The organism is Streptomyces sp. BB1-1-1, assembly GCF_031597775.1.
GTDB lineage: Bacteria > Actinomycetota > Actinomycetes > Streptomycetales > Streptomycetaceae > Streptomyces > Streptomyces thinghirensis.
In genome coordinates, this window is sequence record NZ_CP134203.1 from 1,436,403 (window position 1) to 1,451,579 (window position 15,177).

General features: G+C 72.2%; 31 protein-coding genes and 1 tRNA gene. All 32 read right to left on the reverse strand.

Annotation, left to right across the window (positions count from 1 at the left end; all coding sequences use genetic code 11):
• Positions 1-11: 11 nt before the first annotated feature.
• Positions 12-227 (reverse strand): hypothetical protein, encoded by a 216-nt coding sequence (locus tag RI578_RS06555; RefSeq protein ID WP_310870188.1) that lies wholly within the window; start codon positions 225-227, stop codon positions 12-14.
• Entirely contained in the window at positions 224-421 is a 198-nt protein-coding gene (locus RI578_RS06560; protein ID WP_310870189.1) for a hypothetical protein, read from the reverse strand. The genes RI578_RS06555 and RI578_RS06560 overlap by 4 nt, the downstream gene beginning before the upstream one ends.
• Positions 418-840 carry a DUF6221 family protein gene (locus tag RI578_RS06565; RefSeq protein ID WP_310870190.1) on the reverse strand — a complete coding sequence of 141 codons (423 nt, stop codon included), beginning with the start codon at positions 838-840 and terminating at the stop codon, positions 418-420. The genes RI578_RS06560 and RI578_RS06565 overlap by 4 nt, the downstream gene beginning before the upstream one ends.
• A complete protein-coding gene (locus RI578_RS06570) occupies positions 830-1,045 on the reverse strand; it encodes a hypothetical protein (protein WP_310870191.1) in 216 nt (71 codons plus the stop codon). Before RI578_RS06570 ends, RI578_RS06565 begins: the two co-directional genes overlap by 11 nt.
• The gene (locus RI578_RS06575) at positions 1,042-1,263 is read right to left on the reverse strand and encodes a hypothetical protein (RefSeq protein ID WP_310870192.1); all 222 of its coding nucleotides are present in this window, start codon (positions 1,261-1,263) and stop codon (positions 1,042-1,044) included. Before RI578_RS06575 ends, RI578_RS06570 begins: the two co-directional genes overlap by 4 nt.
• Entirely contained in the window at positions 1,260-2,045 is a 786-nt protein-coding gene (locus tag RI578_RS06580) for a hypothetical protein (protein ID WP_310870193.1), read from the reverse strand. The genes RI578_RS06575 and RI578_RS06580 overlap by 4 nt, the downstream gene beginning before the upstream one ends.
• The gene (locus RI578_RS06585) at positions 2,042-2,848 is read right to left on the reverse strand and encodes a hypothetical protein (protein WP_310870194.1); all 807 of its coding nucleotides are present in this window, start codon (positions 2,846-2,848) and stop codon (positions 2,042-2,044) included. The genes RI578_RS06580 and RI578_RS06585 overlap by 4 nt, the downstream gene beginning before the upstream one ends.
• Positions 2,845-3,216, reverse strand: a complete 372-nt coding sequence (locus RI578_RS06590; RefSeq protein ID WP_310870195.1) for an HTH domain-containing protein — start codon at positions 3,214-3,216, stop codon at positions 2,845-2,847. The genes RI578_RS06585 and RI578_RS06590 overlap by 4 nt, the downstream gene beginning before the upstream one ends.
• Positions 3,213-3,953 (reverse strand): hypothetical protein, encoded by a 741-nt coding sequence (locus RI578_RS06595; RefSeq protein ID WP_310870196.1) that lies wholly within the window; start codon positions 3,951-3,953, stop codon positions 3,213-3,215. The genes RI578_RS06590 and RI578_RS06595 overlap by 4 nt, the downstream gene beginning before the upstream one ends.
• A gap of 44 nt (positions 3,954-3,997) precedes the next feature.
• Entirely contained in the window at positions 3,998-4,291 is a 294-nt protein-coding gene (locus RI578_RS06600) for a hypothetical protein (RefSeq protein WP_310870197.1), read from the reverse strand.
• Positions 4,291-4,893 carry a hypothetical protein gene (locus RI578_RS06605; protein ID WP_310870198.1) on the reverse strand — a complete coding sequence of 201 codons (603 nt, stop codon included), beginning with the start codon at positions 4,891-4,893 and terminating at the stop codon, positions 4,291-4,293. Before RI578_RS06605 ends, RI578_RS06600 begins: the two co-directional genes overlap by 1 nt.
• A complete protein-coding gene (locus RI578_RS06610; protein WP_310870199.1) occupies positions 4,893-5,465 on the reverse strand; it encodes a hypothetical protein in 573 nt (190 codons plus the stop codon). Before RI578_RS06610 ends, RI578_RS06605 begins: the two co-directional genes overlap by 1 nt.
• Positions 5,465-5,644: a hypothetical protein gene (locus tag RI578_RS06615; RefSeq protein WP_310870200.1), complete on the reverse strand. Its 180-nt coding sequence runs from the start codon at positions 5,642-5,644 to the stop codon at positions 5,465-5,467. Before RI578_RS06615 ends, RI578_RS06610 begins: the two co-directional genes overlap by 1 nt.
• A gap of 5 nt (positions 5,645-5,649) precedes the next feature.
• A complete protein-coding gene (locus RI578_RS06620) occupies positions 5,650-6,024 on the reverse strand; it encodes a hypothetical protein (RefSeq protein WP_310870201.1) in 375 nt (124 codons plus the stop codon).
• A gap of 94 nt (positions 6,025-6,118) precedes the next feature.
• Positions 6,119-6,475, reverse strand: coding sequence for a hypothetical protein (locus tag RI578_RS06625; protein WP_310870202.1), 357 nt, complete (start codon positions 6,473-6,475; stop codon positions 6,119-6,121).
• Positions 6,476-6,507: 32 nt separating this feature from the next.
• A tRNA-Ile gene (locus RI578_RS06630) sits at positions 6,508-6,579 on the reverse strand.
• A gap of 109 nt (positions 6,580-6,688) precedes the next feature.
• Entirely contained in the window at positions 6,689-7,894 is a 1,206-nt protein-coding gene (locus tag RI578_RS06635) for a DUF932 domain-containing protein (RefSeq protein ID WP_310870203.1), read from the reverse strand.
• A gap of 29 nt (positions 7,895-7,923) precedes the next feature.
• Positions 7,924-8,166 carry a hypothetical protein gene (locus tag RI578_RS06640; RefSeq protein WP_310870204.1) on the reverse strand — a complete coding sequence of 81 codons (243 nt, stop codon included), beginning with the start codon at positions 8,164-8,166 and terminating at the stop codon, positions 7,924-7,926.
• Between the two features lie 30 nt (positions 8,167-8,196).
• The gene (locus RI578_RS06645) at positions 8,197-8,553 is read right to left on the reverse strand and encodes a hypothetical protein (RefSeq protein ID WP_310870205.1); all 357 of its coding nucleotides are present in this window, start codon (positions 8,551-8,553) and stop codon (positions 8,197-8,199) included.
• A gap of 139 nt (positions 8,554-8,692) precedes the next feature.
• A complete protein-coding gene (locus RI578_RS06650; protein WP_310870206.1) occupies positions 8,693-9,271 on the reverse strand; it encodes a hypothetical protein in 579 nt (192 codons plus the stop codon).
• Positions 9,258-9,506 (reverse strand): hypothetical protein, encoded by a 249-nt coding sequence (locus RI578_RS06655; protein ID WP_310870207.1) that lies wholly within the window; start codon positions 9,504-9,506, stop codon positions 9,258-9,260. The genes RI578_RS06650 and RI578_RS06655 overlap by 14 nt, the downstream gene beginning before the upstream one ends.
• Positions 9,496-9,798: a hypothetical protein gene (locus RI578_RS06660; protein WP_310870208.1), complete on the reverse strand. Its 303-nt coding sequence runs from the start codon at positions 9,796-9,798 to the stop codon at positions 9,496-9,498. The genes RI578_RS06655 and RI578_RS06660 overlap by 11 nt, the downstream gene beginning before the upstream one ends.
• A complete protein-coding gene (locus RI578_RS06665; protein WP_310870209.1) occupies positions 9,795-10,130 on the reverse strand; it encodes a hypothetical protein in 336 nt (111 codons plus the stop codon). The genes RI578_RS06660 and RI578_RS06665 overlap by 4 nt, the downstream gene beginning before the upstream one ends.
• Positions 10,127-10,444, reverse strand: a complete 318-nt coding sequence (locus tag RI578_RS06670; protein ID WP_310870210.1) for a hypothetical protein — start codon at positions 10,442-10,444, stop codon at positions 10,127-10,129. Before RI578_RS06670 ends, RI578_RS06665 begins: the two co-directional genes overlap by 4 nt.
• Positions 10,441-10,746 (reverse strand): hypothetical protein, encoded by a 306-nt coding sequence (locus RI578_RS06675; RefSeq protein ID WP_310870211.1) that lies wholly within the window; start codon positions 10,744-10,746, stop codon positions 10,441-10,443. The genes RI578_RS06670 and RI578_RS06675 overlap by 4 nt, the downstream gene beginning before the upstream one ends.
• Positions 10,743-11,000: a hypothetical protein gene (locus tag RI578_RS06680; protein WP_310870212.1), complete on the reverse strand. Its 258-nt coding sequence runs from the start codon at positions 10,998-11,000 to the stop codon at positions 10,743-10,745. The genes RI578_RS06675 and RI578_RS06680 overlap by 4 nt, the downstream gene beginning before the upstream one ends.
• Before the next feature lie 3 nt (positions 11,001-11,003).
• Positions 11,004-12,653: a hypothetical protein gene (locus RI578_RS06685; RefSeq protein ID WP_310870213.1), complete on the reverse strand. Its 1,650-nt coding sequence runs from the start codon at positions 12,651-12,653 to the stop codon at positions 11,004-11,006.
• Complete coding sequence (locus RI578_RS06690; RefSeq protein ID WP_310870214.1) at positions 12,650-12,877, reverse strand: hypothetical protein; 228 nt, start codon at positions 12,875-12,877, stop codon at positions 12,650-12,652. Before RI578_RS06690 ends, RI578_RS06685 begins: the two co-directional genes overlap by 4 nt.
• On the reverse strand, positions 12,877-13,122 hold the full coding sequence (locus RI578_RS06695) for a hypothetical protein (protein WP_310870215.1): 246 nt from the start codon (positions 13,120-13,122) through the stop codon (positions 12,877-12,879). The genes RI578_RS06690 and RI578_RS06695 overlap by 1 nt, the downstream gene beginning before the upstream one ends.
• A gap of 154 nt (positions 13,123-13,276) precedes the next feature.
• Positions 13,277-13,993 (reverse strand): WhiB family transcriptional regulator, encoded by a 717-nt coding sequence (locus tag RI578_RS06700; RefSeq protein ID WP_310870216.1) that lies wholly within the window; start codon positions 13,991-13,993, stop codon positions 13,277-13,279.
• A 3-nt stretch (positions 13,994-13,996) separates the two neighbouring features.
• Complete coding sequence (locus RI578_RS06705; protein ID WP_310870217.1) at positions 13,997-14,395, reverse strand: hypothetical protein; 399 nt, start codon at positions 14,393-14,395, stop codon at positions 13,997-13,999.
• Complete coding sequence (locus tag RI578_RS06710) at positions 14,392-15,138, reverse strand: VWA domain-containing protein (protein WP_310870218.1); 747 nt, start codon at positions 15,136-15,138, stop codon at positions 14,392-14,394. Before RI578_RS06710 ends, RI578_RS06705 begins: the two co-directional genes overlap by 4 nt.
• Positions 15,139-15,177: the final 39 nt, after the last annotated feature.

Below are 15,177 nucleotides of genomic sequence, written 5' to 3' on the forward strand. Positions count from 1 at the left end.
GCCGTTGACGATCAGGCGCGGCGCCAGTCGGACAGCCGATCATCCACGCCGACGGTCGCCGTCAGCCGCGCGCCGGGCAGCTCGGAGACCTCCAGGCCGGCCTCCTCGGCGATCATCGCGGCCGGGTAGCGCTCTGGCGCGGCGCGCTCCTGGGGCGGGACGTCGGCGACGACTTCGGCCTGGTCGCCGAAGAGCAGCAGGACGCGGACGGTCACACGGTCACTCATGACGGGATTCCCTTCTGGTTGGCGGGCAGCTGGTGGTCGCAGTCGGTGCACAGGTAGGCGAGCAGCTCGCCGTCGACGGTGCCGCGGACCTCCACTGGCACCAGGTGGTTGCAGGCGCCGCGGACCCACTCGGTGGGACCGCTAGCCGTGGGGCATTCGATCCACTCGAAGCGGGGGTCGTCCGGGGCACTCACGGCCGCCACTCCGGCCGGTAGTCGGGGTGACCGGCGTGGACAGCGGCCAACTGGAGAACGACCGAGAGCAGGACGTGCCGCTGGAGGTGGAGTGCGGCGTCCGTAAGAAGCGCTGGGTTGGCGTCCAGCTCAGCCAATCCGTCCACGATCTTCCGCGTGGCTTCGATGTCGGCGAGCACGCGCGCCGGGTGGTGCCGCTCGATGTGCGCGGCGCCCTGCCACGGTGAGCGGATGTCGTAGCCGTGGACGTTCATCAGGACGGTGTCGTCGGTGGCCAGCTCGCCGTACTCGCACGTGGGGTCGTTGCACATGTCGCCGTAGTGCTGCTCCCACTTCCACGCCTTGCCGCCGGCGTCCTGGGCGGCCTGCTCGTCTGCGTCCAGGCGAGCGCGTAGGAACGCCACCAGGTCAGCGGTCACCGTTGCCCACCGTCCTTCCGAGGGCGAAGGCGCGGACGTCGATCTTCACGTCCAGGAACGTCTGGACGGTGTTCCGGGTGGCCCCGGCCGGGACGGGCGGCACGGGCTGGCCGGGCTGGAAGACGCCGACCATGCGGACGCGGTACGCGTCCTCCTCCACGTAGACGTCCAGGACCACGTCGACGCGGTCACGGGAGTCGATCACAGTCGTCCTCCGTTCGTGTGCTGGGTGGCGTGGGCGTGCGCGGCGGCCATGCAGGTGTCCCATCCTGCCCTGTCCAGGCGTGCGGACCGGCCGATGAGTAGGGAGTGCTCGCCGTGCCCGCACGGGCCGCACCAGGCCGCCCAGGCGCGTACGGGCGGGGCGGTGCTGAACCCGGCCGGCGGGAAGCTGGCGGAGCGTATCTGGAGGGGCGCGGTCACGGCTGCGCCCCGTCCTGCCGCGCAGCGTCGTCGGGCAACGGAGTCATCGAGCCGGGGTTGTCGGCGCGGGCTGGGATATGTGCGTCCCGCTGGATGTCGCGCTCGATCTCTTCGGCCTCGGGGTCGTAGGTATCCCACTGAGGCCCGGTGAAGAGGTCTGCGGTAGCGGGCAATGCCGCGTGCTGCCGCGCGGCGGCGGCCAGCTCGGTGGCAGCGTCCTCGTCGCCAGCAGCGGCGCGCAGCGCCAGGGGGAACTGGGACCAGACGTCGCCGAACCACTCCGAGGCCCACTCGTCGCCGCCGCTGCGGGCGGTGTCCATGTCGCGGCGGATGGTCCTGAGTGCGGCCATGGCGTCGGCCTGCGTCTCGGTGGCTGCCGTCTCGTCGGCCACACGACGCAGCAGCTTCGCGGCCCACCGCGCGCCGTTGTCGAACATGTCCACGTAGTCCGGCGGCAGTTCCTCGTTGTCGATCCGGTCGGCGGCTTCGCGGAGGACGGCGCGGCGGTCGACGGGCGCGGGCAGCACGGCCGGCGCTGGGGTAGGCCCGGCGACAGTGGTGAGGACCCGGCGCTGCCAGTCGGTCAGCTGGAGGTCGGCGGCCAGGTGCTCATCGATCCATCCGACGACCGACGACCGGGGCGCGGCGCCCTCCCTGAAGCGGCTGAGGGCGGCCTCCAGGGTGCTGGTGTCGATGCGCAGCGTCGTGACAAGTGCAGGCACGCGTCCGCGCTCCAGCTGGGCGAGGGCGCGGTCGACACTGGGGTACGGGCGGTAGTTCATGCGGTCGTTCCTTCCTTGGCAGCTGCCTTGCGGGCGCGGCCGTCGGCGTTGAAGGCGTCGCGGCACGGCTGGCACGGGGGTGCGGTGATGTAGCGGTGCGCCCAGAACCCTTCGACGGTGCCGCACTTCCCGGTCCAGTCGGGCCAGGCGTCGGGGTCGTCGATGGTGTCGTCGTCCCACGCGCCGGGCGGCGCCCAGTCGCGGTCGGCGGCGTACTTCCGGGCGCGGGTGATGCCGCCCGGGGTGGCGCCGTGGTCTGCCGGGTCCGCGCGCCACAGGGCGTCGTACATGGCGCGTACGGCGAGGGCGCGGCGCACCAGGACGTGATCGCGGACCAGCATCGTGCCGAAGTTGCCGGGGTTCATGCCGAGATGCGCGGCAAGGTGCTGCTGGGGCCAGCCGACGGCGACCAGGGCGTGGGCGCGGCGGCGGGTCCCCAGCGGGCTGATCGGCGTGTGAGGGGCGAGGTTCTCCAGGGCGGGTTCGACGGCGAGGACGGCGGCAGCGAAGGCGGGGCGCACTTGGCGCTGCGGTGGCGTCCCGCGCTCGGGCCGGCCGTGCAGCACGGCCTGGAGCCGCTTCCGGTTGACGCCGGCGTGGGCCGCGATGGTGCGCAGGCCCATCTCGCAGTCCTGGAGGTTCCGGATGTGGACGCGGACGGGTTCCGCGTCCGTCCACGGCTGCCAGGTACCACGTCGCATGGCGTGCTCGCGGGCGTCGTTGTACTGGGCGACTGCCCAGCCGCAGGTGTAGCAGCGGCAGCCGTCGAGCCGGTAGCGGGCGTAGCCGTGCGGGCGGGTCATGGCCGGGTCTGCTCCGTGATCGTGTCGGCCATGGCGCGGATGGCGGCGCGCGCGGCGGCGACGTTCTCGCGGTGGGTGTCGGGCCTGGCGCGGCTGGCGCGGAGGACGGCGAGGGCCTGGCGCAGGGGCTCATCGAGCACGAGGACCAGGCGGTCATCGTCTGGCGCGGGCTCCGGCTCGCTGGGGGCCGGCTGTGGCGCGGCGGCGGCGTCCTCGCGGCGGATCGCTTCGAGGTCGCGGCGCACGGTGTCCTTCCCGACTCCGATCTGACCTGCGATCTTCCTGGCGCTCAAGGTCGGGTCCTGCTCGATGAGCTGGCGCACGAGCGACTGGCGCACGTCTACCGTCATGGCGGGCGGCTGGCTCACGTCCCCTCCCCCGGAGAGTCGTCGGTGGCGCACGACGGCGGCTCACTGGCGCGCGCCGGTTCGGTGATGTCGCGCCAGCCGTCGCGCCAGTGGGCTTCGCTCGCGGTGAACGACGTCCACTCCCCCCGAGCGAACTTCCACCAGCCGAGGGCGGCTCGCGCGCCGGTGTCCGGGTGGGTAGTGACGGCGTCCACGCGGAACGACCAACGGCTGTGCCGGTACGTGTGGTTCACCTGGAAGAAGTCCGGCGCATGCTCGGGGCACGGCTCGGACTCCACGGGCTGCCCACAGATCGAGCAAACACGGCCGCCGGGCGGCAGGCTCGGGTCCCACACCTCTCGGTACGGCTGGGGAGTGGCGTCGGCCTCGTGGCTGCTCTTCCCCCCGGCCTCCGTCGGCGCGACCCACCCGGCGACCTTCCGGCGGGTCTCCTCATCGAGGAGCAGCGCCACCGGGCGGCCGTTCGCGGCGATGGCTCCGATCGTCAGGACCGGCTCTTCCTCTGGGGCGGGCTCCATGGCCACGTCGAAGCGGGACACGACCAGCGGCGTGGCCGGTTGACCGGCCTTCTCCCGCAGGAGAGCGGCGGCCGCCTGCATCACGCAGCTGCTGCAACCGCCGCAGCCGCAGTAGTCGTCCACGTCGATGTCGTCGGCGGCCTCGTGGATCGCTTCCGCGCGGTTCTCCTGGCGGTAGGCGTCCAGCTGCTCGTCACAGATCGCGTCCCCGACCTCCATCGATACGATGGCCGTCAACCTCTCGCGAGGTGTCGTCGGCGTGCTCACGGGGTCTCACCGCCCCGGCGCTTCGGCTTCCACACTGCGGCCGCGTCGACCCACGCGTTGTAGTCCTCCAGCGGCATGCCCCCGCCGTCGGTGGCGTGGTCGTTGAGGGCGGTGGCGGCCGCGTTGGCGAGGACGGCATGCACCAGCCCGGCGAGGAGGTCAGCGTTGCGGCGGGCGAGCCGCTCGTCGGTGGACAGGTGGGCCTTCCAGCCGGTGTCGGCGTTCTCCCAGGTGTCGGCCTGCTGCTGGAGGCGCTCAGCCTCGCGGTAGTGATCCGGGCCCGTGGCCATCAGGCACCTCCGGAGTGGACGGGACGGCCGTCACGGACGATGGTCAGCCGGTGCGGCCCGGCCTCGAACCACAGCTCCATCAGCGGGTCCGGGTCGTCGTCGACGGCGAAGCAACCGACCATGCCCTCCGCGTCCTCGGTCGCGGACAGGGTGTGGCACAGCAGCTGCATGGACAGGAAGCCGTCGGTGCCGGCCGTGATGAGGTAGGTCTCGCCGAAGGCGTCCGACAGGCCACCGGCCTCGTAGTGGACGTGGACCAGGTCCCCGGGGCGGGCCGGGTACCAAGGCGCGGCCGTCAGGTCGGCGTGTCCCCGCTGGAGAGCCGCCATCTCCCCGACGATGTCGCGGGCGCGCTTGGCGTCCTCAGCCTGGGCGAGCGGGCTCAGCGGGTCACCGGCGGCCGGGCGTCCGTACAGGGCGGTGAACAGCCTCTCGGCATGCCCGGCCGGGCTGCCGGTCCAGGTGTTGCTGCGCTCGCCCAGACCCGGCAGGGCCTCGGTCACGGCGACGGAGAGGGCCGCCGGCGTTGCTCTGGGGATGAGGCCCTCGATGGTCTCCGTCATGATCTGTAGGCGCGGGTCAGTCTGGCGCGCGGTGGCCATCAGGCGTTCTCCTTCGGGGTGTCGGTGTCGAGCCGCGCAGCCCAGGCGGTGAGCGCGGCGAAGTCGTCGTCGGTGAGGCCCTTGGCGGGGTCGACCCAGTGCAGGAGCGCGGGCCCGTCGTGGTGCCGGTCGACGTACGCCTGGTCGACGGCGGTGATCTGGTCGTCGACCCACGCGAACGGGCGGCCGGCCGAGTACTCCACGACCCGCCACGTCTTCACGTACGTGCCGTCGGGGCGGCTGACGAACTGGTCGCCGAACTCGATCACCGGGAGGTCCTCGGTGCGTGGGAGGCCGATGCGCCAGCCGATCCACTCGTTGGCGTCGTGCTCCCACGTGGTGGCCCACACGAGGTCGAACGGCAGGGCCTGGAGGGCGGGCCCGTGGGCGGGGTTGAGCCACACCCGGAGGGGCTTCACGCGGTGCTCGGGCAAGCGGTCGTGCTGGGCGATCCACGTGTCCGGCTTCAGTCGGTGCGTCCCGTACCCGGCCGGGCGCCGGTGTGGCGGCGCGGCGAACGGGTTCAGGGGACCGTCCACGTCCAGGAGCAGCAGAGGTCGGCGGCTGGTCATCAGTCGGTGTCCTTCGGGGTGTTGCGAGCGTCGCAGGGTTGGGTGAGGCGGGCGAGGAGCAGCGGCAGCGCCTGGAGGTCGCCGACCTGGCGGGCGTAGGCGATGGCGTCGGTGATCTGCTTCCGCTCCTCCTGGTCGGTCCAGTGGGCGATGACGTGGTGGCAGGCGCGGCCGGTCACGACGTTCAGTCCTCGAACTCGGGCAGGCCGCGGGTGTCCAGGCCCATGGAGCGGGAGGCGGAGTGCACGTGATCGAGAGCCTGGGCGAGGAGGCCGGCGATGTCCGAGGCGGTCTTCACCGCCTCGCGCAGGTGCTCCACGGCAGGGGCCGGGTCGCTGCCCCCGTCGATGAGGACCCGGCCCGCCTTGTGGGTGTGCTCCACGGGGAGGGCGGTCTGCTCGATGGCCTGCGGCAGCATGCGGGCGAGGTGGGCGAGCTGGCCGATCGCGGCGTACGCGTGCGGCGGGTACTGCCAGCTGTCGCCGGTCACGATGGTGGCGTGGTTGAACTGGCGGACGCGTTCGGCGGCCTGGGAGGCGATCCGGTCGGGCGTCGTCATGAAGTGCTCCGGGTGGTTGGGGCCCGGCGGCGGGAAGCGAGTCTGGCGCTGGGGGCGCGGTCGCGTGTCCGGCCGCCGGGCGGTCTGTGGGCGGTCAGCGACCGGCGATGGTGCGGAGCGTCTCGATGGCGTCGTCGGCGTTCGTGTAGAAGAGGCTGTCGGTCTTGAGTCCGAGGGCCTTGCGGGCGACGTCCTCGATCTCACGCACCTGGCCGTCCTTGGTCGCCACGGTGCCGCGCAGGGTCCAGCCGGTGAGGTGGGCGGCCCATCCGGCGGCGCACATCGTGGTGCCGCAGTCGGGGGTCTGCTGCGGGGGCAGGGAGGTGGCGTTGGAGCTCCAGAACCAGGTGGACATGTCGAAAGCGCCCGGTTCGGCCTCAATGGCGTCCAGGACGGCGGCCGCTACGGCGGCGGGGGTGTCGGGGTACGGGGTGACCGTGGTCTCGGTCATGGCATCTCCAGTCGCGGGACAGGTGATTGGAGTACCTCCGGCCGGATTCGAACCGGCGCGCTTCCCCTTATAAGAGGGCTGCTCTACCGCTGAGCTACGGAGGCTCGGTGTTGAGTTGTTCGGGCCGCGCCCCGGCGGGGGGAGGGGCGGGGCGCGGCCCTGGGAGGGCGGCCGGGCCGGGGGGGGAGGAAGCCCGGCCGCCGGTCTGTGGGCTCAGGTCTGGCGCAGGAGCAGGAGCCGCTTGTGGGCCTTGGTCTTCGTGTCGTCGTCGGCGCCCTCGATGGCGGCAGTCGCGCGGGCGATCTCCTCGGTCATGGTCTTGCCGGGGCGGCGGGGAGCGACGTGATCGAGGTAGCCGGTGATCGCGCGCTCTGCGGCGTAGGCGGTGCGGCCGACGCGGGCAGTCTCCGTGGTGAACCGCTCGGTGAGGGCGTCGTTGCGGTGGGCGTGGTTGGTGCGGGTGCGGCGGGTGGCGTCGTCGTCCAGGGGCCACAGGTCGGCGATCACGCGCTGGAAGTCGTCCAGGGCGATGTCCGTGCGGGCGAGGGCGGTCTCTTCGGCGCTGAACTGCTCGAAGTACTGGGCGGACAGTCCGAGGGTGCGGCGGGCTTCCTTGATCTGTGAGGTGGCGCCGATGGTGTGGCGGACTGCCCAGCGGGTGACGGCGTCGCGGACGGCGAAGCGTTCGGTGTTGGCGCAGACCGGCCGCCACGGGGTCACCACGCACTGGAACTGGCCGTTCCCGGTGTGGTCGTTCATCACGGCCACGTACGGGACCACGATGTCGTTGATGCCGTCGGCGTCGACCCGGACCGCTTCGGGGAGGCGGATGGAGATGAACACCCGGCGGCCGCCGCGCAGCAGCCCGGCCGACTCCCAGACGACGTCGTAGCGGCCCACCAGCTCTTGCAGGAACTCGAAGCCCTGCCGGTTCTGGATAGGGGTGTAGCGGGCGCCGACGGCTCCGAGGGCGGCGCCGGTGTCGGTGCGGACGGTGTGCTGCTGGTCGGCGTGCTCCCGCAGCTGCCCGTCCCACAGGTACAGGGCGGGGACGGTGGTCACGTCGAAGTCGAGGCCGGACAGGGCGAGCACGGTGTCGATGTCCGTGGTGCCGTCGGGGATGATCTGTCCCAGGCCGTGCCAGGCGGGTGACGACGCGTACAGGGCGATCGTGCCGTCGGCGCGGGTGTCGAGCCCGTGCTGAGCGATGATCGCGGCGATCTGCCCCTGGGCGTTGCGGGAGACGGTGAAGACTTCGCCCCGGTCCCAGCCGGTGAGCACCTCGTACCGGTCGGGGCTGATCATGCGGATCTCGCCCCGGTCGACGCGGGCCTGGAACGCCCGCTCCTGCTCGCGGGCGGCGGCGAGCTGCGTGGTCTTCTCTGCGGCGAACGCGGTGTTGACGTCGGTGATGGTCACGATGGTCTTCCCCTCTGGGTGATCGGGTGTCAGGCGCTGGCGGCGGAGCGGGTGATGGACGCGCGGCGGGCGTGAACGGGGCCGGACAGCTCGCCCCACGGGTCGACCAGCGCGAAGCGGACGTCCGCGAAGCCCATGCGGTCCATGGCCCGGCACAGGTCGCACGGGCACGGGACGGCGAGCCACAGGCCGTGGCAGTCCGTCAGGGTGCCGTGGTAGATCACCAGGTCGCCGGGCTCGATCAGGTCCAGGGAGCGGAACAGTGTGTCCATGGCCGTCCTCTCACGGTCGGTGGTGCGGGGTTACGGGTGGCTGCGCAGGGGGCCGGTGGGCGGCGTCCACCGCATGGCGTCGCCGCTGCCGTGCCAGACCGGGCCGGTACGGGGCGCGCGGGTCGCCGGGCGGGGCCGGTACACGTACCGTCCGGCCGTGCACCCGTACTGCTCCCACGCCTGGGCGAGCACGTGCTCCTCGTCGGGCGCGTAGGTCATGACCGGCCGGAAGTGGCCGTTGATGAACTGGAAGGCGCGGGCGGGCTCGCGGCCGTAGGTGGCGCGGTAGATCCGGGCGGCGACGCGTCCGAGCGGGGAGCCGTACGCCCAGTCGGCGGGAAGGCCGCGCCTGACCAGGAACTCTGCGACGGTGATCCTGCGGTTCATGGCACCCCCTGAGTGGCCTACCGGGGCCGGTGACCCTGCCCCATGTAGTAAATTGTACGAGAACGTACTAGTCACCACAATGCCTAGCTCGTACTTTCTTTGACAACTCAGGTCACAGCCGCCCGCCCGGCCCCCGCCCCTACACCACCGGCCCGGCCGTACGGTTCGCCGTCAGCAGGTACAGGCGGCGACCCTCGTACCGGGCCGGCTGCCCGGTCTCGTCGTCGTCGCATGAGTCGTTGATGCACCAGGCCCGCGGCCGGTCGTCGTCCGCGCGGCCGTACACGGTGCGCTGCCCGCACGCCAGGCACAGCGCATGCCGGAAGTGCACCGACGGCCCGCGCAGCCCGAGCACCGTCAGCACCGTGCCGTGCCACCGGCCCACCGTCCGCACCACCTCCCCCACACGGTCCGCGGCCTCCGCACCCGGCGGGATCGCGCGCAGCGCCCGGTGCCACGGCTGCGTGTGCTGCGACTGCCGCAGGTCGGCATCGAGCACCACGGCCTCCGACTTGATCCTCTGGGACCAGGACACGGCCTCCAGCGACGTCGGCGGCCGCGAGCCGGGCGGGGCGTGCCCGCCGTCCGGCGCCGGCCTCGTGCGGAGCGGGAGGTGATCGAGCCGGTCGAGGAGGCCGAGACCGCCGTCGCCGGGGTGCTGGTCGTCGCCGCGGTACCGGTCCACGAGGTCGGCGACCAGGCCGTCAAGCGTCTGCACGGTCGCCCTCGCGTCCTCGCGTGGCGACCTTGGGCCTCTGCGCCTCGAAGGAGACGATCACCTCGTCGTCGGCCGCGGAGACGTGGACGTCGCCGGTGCGGACCCGCCGCGTGGCGAGCTCGGCACGCTTCCGCTCGGCGACTGCGACGGTCTTCTCCAGCTCGGTGTGGTGCGCGGGGCTCTTCAGTACCCACTCGTGCCGGTCGATCGTGACGCGGCGCTCTTCAGCGTCCATCGGTGGTCTCCTTGCTTCGTCGTGCTCGCCAGACGCGGCAGCACCAGCCGCACACGTCGCCGGCGTCGGGGTACAGGGCGCCCTCGCCCTGCTGCGGTTCGGCGCCGCGCAGTGAGCGGCGCAGGTGGGGACAGTCCGGGTAGATGTGGTCCGTCGCTCCCATGGGGGCGAGGTACCAGGGCTCTACGGCGTTCTCGGGGCCGTGCCGGTCCCGGAGGTCGGCGTCCGCGATGGCGAGCGCGACCTCCAGGACGCCCGGGTGCGCGACGGCGTCACCGGGGTGCGCGGTCACGGCGCCTCACCCGCCGCGCGCATTACTTGCTCGTACAGGGCGGTGCCGCTGCGCCGGTCCTCGATGTGCCCGTCTTGGCCGGGGCCGGGCTCGCCGGTGCCGTTGATGACGCGGGCGACGTCGACGGCCAGCACGTCGTACATGCCGGAGCGGGCGACGTACTGCGCCTGCTCTTCCAGCCACCGGGCCAACGGCTCCCGGGCCGCCAGCAGGACACGGATCGTCTCCAGCAGCTCCCGGCTGTTGGAGTCGACGCGGCCCCTGGTGCCGCGGTCGTCACGGAGCCGGGCGGCGGCGGTGCGCAGCTCGGCCTCCAGGCCGGCGGTGCTCATCGCACACCCCCAGTCGCCTGCACCCAGTCGGTCTGCGGCGGGAGCACCAGGAGCGCGGTGCGGTCCTCCGTGGCCACCAGGTCCGGGTTGTCGGGGTCGGCGAAGGGGCGGCCGTCCGCGTTCCACCGGTAGGCCTCGTAGCGGATGACCATGCCGAAGGCGCTGTCCTCGATGACCATCTCGGACCATGCCGGCACGGCGTTCGGATCGATGCCGTTGACGCGCAGCCACGCCTGCACCGCGCGCATGCCGTCCGGCGTGCGGTACTCCCGCTCCCACAGCTGGTGGCAGTCGATCACGAGACGCTCGCTCACGGGCGGCCTTCCCGGTACTGCACGGCGAAGCCCGGCAGGCCCATGCCGAAGTCCGGGTCTGCGGAGGCCGGGCGCAGCGGGGCCCGCAGCTCGGTCTCGTCGATGCTGCACATGGGCTGCCGGGGCGAGGAGCCGGCGGGGACGCCGGTCCACCGGAACTGCTCCTTGCAGCCGGCGCAGCGAACCTTGATGTTGGCGGTGTAGCCGACCACGGTCGGGTCGGTGTCGCTACTCGTGAGCCGGGCGACGTCCACGTACGCCTCGAAGTCTTCGTGCGGGCACGGCCGGTCGGGATTGGTCACAGCTGGCCCTCGCTCTTCAGGCCGCGGGCGGCGTCGATGAGGCACTGGCGGGGCAGGAGGACGGCGCGTTCGTCGGTGCCGATGCTGGCGCCGTGGAAGTCCAGGGCCTCGCTCACGAAGGTGCCGATGCCGGGCAGCTTTCCGATCACCAGGTAGTCACCGGAGTCGAGTTCGAGGACGTCGGGGCAGCTCGCCCCGCTGGTGCTGCCGCGCTCAGCCGGGGTGCTGCCGATACGGCGGACGATGCGGGCCATAGGTCACGCCTCCATCTCGTGCGGCAGGTCGCAGTAGTTGCGGCGTTCCACGGCGCGAATCAGCCGGTCGACGACGTCGGCCTGGTCGTCACCGACGTGGGCGATCAGGGCCGCGCGGGCAAGCTCCACCTCGCCGTCGTCGGCCGGGTGAACGGGGATGCCGGGCCCGCCCTCGCGTACCTCGGGGTGGTGCTCGCGCACGTGGTAGTCCATGAGCGTGCGCGGGATGAGCGGGCAGCCCTCGCAGAACGGGCACGGATCCCGGACCTCGATGCCGGTCAACGGGCCCTGGTTCGGCGGGTCCTGGTCGGCGGGGTCGGGACCGTTGCAGCCGTACCGCTGGCGTTCCTCCCGGCCGCGGTGCGTCGCGCACGGCTCGGCTGCCGGGGCCTTGAGAGCACGGCGCAGGTCGGTGAGTAGGTGGTGAGCCTCGGAGCGCGGGAGCAACCGCGGTGCCCACAAGCCCACGAGGTCGCGCACACGCCCGATCGTCGCCTCAGACCGCTCGGCGCGGTTGCGGTACGTGTGGCTGAGGGCGGCTGCTTGGGACCGCTCGGCATTGAGCCGCTCTCGTGCGGTCTCCGACTTGTCCAGCTCGCGGCAGGCGGTCATCAACCAGGCGCCCACGTTGGCCGGGCGTGCGGTGGTGTCGATGCCGAGGACGCGCCCTACGGTGGCGGTGAGTTCGCCTGGGGGAACGCATCGCATGGTGGGGATAGGCACGTCGCTGGGCGGCAGCTGGCCGACGGTGCAGCTGTCCTCCCTCGGGTGCTCGTAGACGCAGTCGCCGCAGGTGATGCAGGCGTGGTCGGGGTTCGAGCAGCTGCCAGCCAGCGCAGCGCGCAGGCCGTCCGCCCAGTCCGGTGCGGGGCCGGTCCACGGGATAGCCGGCTGGGGCTGCGGACGCTCAGGGCGGATCGGGCTGAACTTGGTTCCGTCAGCGGTCTCGTGCTCGTCGTGCAGCCCGCGCTTGACGCACTGGCCGCCGTTGACGATGCCAGACAGCATCGGCTTCAGCCGGTGGTCGCACTCTTCCGTGCCGTCCAACTCGTCCCGCAGTTCAGCGCCGGCGGCCCGCACGAGGAACATCGACAGCCCGTGCGCGGCCTCCCAGCGGTCGGCGAGCTGGTACGCGCGACCCGCGGTGCGCTGCGCGCGGGTCCGCTGTTCCACGAGCTGGTCGACGGTTTCCATGACGGCGTTGACGAAGTCGCCGTGGTCACCGCTCAGGTGCGTCCACCTGGGTTCGCCCCCCTCGCCCCAGGTGGACGACTGGGCTGCGGTGGCCAGGGCCCGCCCGATCCGGTCCTGAAGGTGCTGTCGTTCGGCGGCGGGGTCGACGACGTTCAGTGGTACGCCGAAGGCCTGCGCGATGTGGGCGGCGGTGCGGGCTCGCTGCGCCTGCTGTTCGTCCAGCCAGACGATGCGGGTGGCACCACCGTGGCCGTGGATCTTGGTGACCGGGTGGGTCCCCTTGTTGTGCCAGACGTCGGTCTTCGGCTCGTGCATGGGCGGTTGGTCCAGCCAGTGGGTCACCACCCAGCCGTCGGAAAACTGCACGCCTTCGGCCACAGTGCCCTCACCGGAGATGCCGGAGACGTCGCGGTCGCGCTGGACGACGAAGGTACGGAGTTGGGGTTCTGCGGAGTTCACGGCCGGTCCTTGAGGTCGTCGGGGGTGGTGATGGTGGCGAGCTGGCGGCGGCCGGCGCGCAGGGTGCGGCGCTTCTGCCGGTGGTCGGCGGCGGCGTCGTAGGCGCGGGCGACCAGGGCGTACAGCACGAGGGCCAGGACGATGGCGAGGATCAGTCCGCCGATGGCGGCGAGGCCGCCGATGGCTCCGACGGTGAAGACCTGCCAGGTGGTGAGGACGGCCATCAGCTGCCGCCTCGGGGCTGGCGTGCGTCGCGGAGGGCGAAGCGGAGCGAGGACGCGGCGAACACGGCGGCGACGGCCAGGAACAGGACGGCGCCCAGCTTGTTCTCGCGGTACGCCTCGCCCATGGATCCGGACAGGCAGGCCAGGCAGAGCAGGCCGAAGAACCAGCTGTCGGGCAGGCCGAAGCAGAGCAGCAGGACGGCCAGCAGTCCGATGGCTATGCCGACCAGGTTGAGCGGGGACATCGGGTCTCTTCTCGGGGTTCGTAGGTGTCGATGGGCGGGAGGGTGGTGATGCGGGCGCGGCGCAGGAACTCGCGGTCGTCGGCGGCCTCAGCGCACGGGCAGTAGCCGTACGGGCCGCAGCCACCGAACGGGCAGCGCCAGACGAGCGGGGCGGTCACAGTCGCCCGTTCGTGCGGATGTTCTCGATCAGCCCGCGGCGTTCACGGACGAGCCGGACCCCGCGGGGGCCGATGCCCAGCTGCGCGGCGATCTCCCCGTCGGGCAAGCCCTTCACCCACAGCTCGTAGACGTCGCGCTCGCGCTTGCGGGCCTTGTTCACAGCCCGCTTCTGGGCGTGCGCCTGGCGGCACGGTTCGTCGATGGGCTCGCCATGCCGGACGTGCCGCTTGTAGCCGCGGGAGGTACCGCAGGGTGGGACGTCGGCCGGCTTCGGCGGGGGCTTCTCTCCCGACTCCTTGCGCCGCTTCAGGTCCTGGCTGTACTGCCGGTTCGCGGCCTTGCAGGGGTCGCAGCGGCAGCCCGCCTTGTACTTGGCGCGCTCACCGTGCTGCGGCAACCGCCGCTTCGCCCGCGGTTTGCGCTGGCCGGCTTCCGCCGGGGCCTTTGGGGCGGCCGGGTCCAGGTCCAACCGCTCCTTCGCGGTGAGGCCGGCGACGACGGCGTCGTCGCGCTGGTACAGGGTCATGCCGCGCTCGCGGCCCATGACCCACGACTGGCAGTCGAGGAGCACGGGGCAGGCGAAGCAGGTGCGCTTCGCCTCCCGCTCGGGCCCGTCGAAGAACACGTCGGGGTCGCCGGTGCGGCACAGGGCGCTGTCCTGCCAGTCCAGGCGGCGGGCCGCGGTGTCGGGGATCGCGCCGGTGTAGGCCATGGGTCACCTCGTGCCGTACTCGTCGCCGATGGCCGTGGCGTTCCAGACGTCCTCGCTGACGCAGACCTCGTCGCCGGTGTCGAGTTCCAGCTCCCAGCACTCGGGGTGAACCTCGTGGACGCGGCGGGTGCCGTCCGGGACGGTGCGGCAGTCCCGGTACGTCGTTGTCGACTTGCCGATACGGCGGGTCTTGAGGGTGCAGTCCTGCCGGGTCTTCGGCTCTGTGCGCCACGTGGTGCGGGCGTCGTCGTGCTCCTTGCCGGTGACGGTGCCCTGCGGGCCCGCCAACCCGCCGCAGCCGGCCAGGAGGGCGACAGCGGCCAAGACGGCGATGACTGCGGTGACGGCGCGGGACTGGCAGATGCAGCGCACGCGGTGGCAGCGGTGGCAGACGGGGATCAAGGCAGCAGTCCCTTCTTGCGGGCCTTCGGCTCCCACTGGCCGAACTGGCGGGTGATGCCGTCGTACAGGTCGCTGTCGGCGACATGGCGCGGGTCGGCTCCGGCGTGGAAGTACGAGGCGTTGTCGAGGAGTCGGCCGCGCATGGTGTCCAGCTCGGTGAGGAACCGGACCTTGGCCGGGCCGAACCCGACGAAGGCCCAGAAGATCGGCAGCTTGCTGGTCACCTTGAGCTGGAGGCGGACGTCCTCCTGGTCCTGCGGGGCGCCGTCGGTCTGGAAGATGACCAGTGCCGGGTCGGTGGCCCGGGAGGCGAGGTAGTGGTCGACGACCGCGCGCATCGCGATCGCGTACATGGTGCCGCCCATCGTGCGCGTTCCGCCGTGCAGCTGGTGCTGCTGCGCGACCACTCCCTGGTACTGGTCCAGGCGCACGTCGACCACGGGGTACGGGCGGCTGTCGAACATGACCAGCGGCACAACGCCGTCGTCGTCGACGGTCACGGACAGACCCAGCGCCTGGTCCGCGAGGTGCTGCACGCTGCCGTCCGCGAAGTACTGGTGCATGGACGCGGACCGGTCGACGACCAGGTACACGGCGGCGCGCAGCCCGGACAGGCCGTTCTTCTCCAGCGACACGGTGGCCGTCTTCGCCAGGGACACGAGGCCAGCGGGCACCTTGTCGAGGCTGATCGCCGGGGTGTGCGGGGTAGCCGGGGTGGCGGGCTTCTTGTTGCGGTTGAACATCTGCGGCTCTTCTCCTGGTTGGGCGCCCGCCGCCCGGCC